1 protein-coding gene is annotated in these 1,221 nt (G+C 52.2%); it reads left to right on the top strand.

Going from position 1 to position 1,221, the window contains the following annotated elements; genetic code table 11:
- Window positions 1-427 precede the first annotated feature (427 nt).
- Window positions 428-1,063 (top strand): hypothetical protein, encoded by a 636-nt coding sequence (locus G7B67_RS13100; protein ID WP_166213138.1) that lies wholly within the window; start codon window positions 428-430, stop codon window positions 1,061-1,063.
- Window positions 1,064-1,221 lie beyond the last annotated feature (158 nt).

Raw genomic sequence — 1,221 nt, 5'->3', positions numbered from 1 at the left:
TCTGTGGCTACATATTGGGCCCGCAAACATGGTTGCGGGATTTCGAGGCAATCGCCGTAAGGGCGAGGCCTAACCATTCATTCAAGCCGAACCCGCTTCGCGGGTCGGCTTAATTCAGGTGTTAGGTGCCACATGAGAGTTCCAAGGGACTTCTTCGCTAGAGACTGGATCGATCAGCAATCCATTTGCGACAACACATGGTGTAACAAATGCGACGAGGCAGACATTGGTCTTCTTAATCCCGTCGAGTACGAGGAGGACGGGCGCATATTCGTTGAGGGCGCTTGTGCCAGATGCCGCGGCACGATTGTCACGGAGATCAAGGAGTACCAAGTTCGTGACTAGCGCTTCGACAGGCCGGCTGGCACCTAACAATTCATTCAAGCCGAAGCCGCTTCGCGGCTCGGCTTAATTCAGGTGTTAGGTTGTGGACAAATATCCTCGCGCCCAAAGAGCAAGAGCAATTGCCAAGGAGAGTGATTTGACCTACACGCAAAAGGAAGCGAACTATTTTTACTGGCATTGCTGCACAGCTGCCCTACTCCTTTCACAAATTGATCTAAATACCGCCACCCGCGTGCATGTGGGTAATGCCGTGCGCATGGCCACGCTCAATGCCGTTGGGAAGAAGGGAGTTAGAGCTTCAAAGGCGGCTCATGAAGAGCGCGAGGCTGCGGGTAAGGAGTGGTCTAAGCTCGGATTAATTCGAGAGCACGCTTTTCCGATCAGCGTTCTCCTCGACAAGGTGCTCGAGGCGCACAAAAAAGGCGACATCTATACGTGGCGGGAGCTGAAACCCTACCTAAAAGACGAAGATTTTGTTCATTGGAACGTGTTGGACAGTGATACGTGCTTGGATTCACGTGCTCCGCTTTCGGCTGTCATCGCTGCTCTCGTCCGGCGATTCACCGTCTTAGCCTGGATAACGAAATCAGAAGATATGTCACTCAAGGACAAAGGCCTAACAAAATCAATGCCGGCCAACTACGGCGATGATCTTCTTGCCCGCTACACAATTTGCAAAATTGATCTAGTTGATCTCAATGCACCGGCCACAACCTAACAATTCATTCAAGCCGAAGCCGCTTCGCGGCTCGGCTTAATTCAGGTGTTAGCCCCCACACAATGATCACGGTAGTCGCCAGATTTATTGATCCATGGGAAGCTCATGTGGTCTGCGCTCGACTCCAAGCGGAAGGGATCCCTGCAACGCTCGCATTT

Source organism: Cognatiluteimonas telluris (assembly GCF_011320095.1).
Lineage (GTDB): Bacteria > Pseudomonadota > Gammaproteobacteria > Xanthomonadales > Xanthomonadaceae > Cognatiluteimonas > Cognatiluteimonas telluris.
The sequence above is the reverse complement of the archived record's forward strand: the minus strand, read 5'-3'. Positions and strand labels throughout refer to the sequence as shown.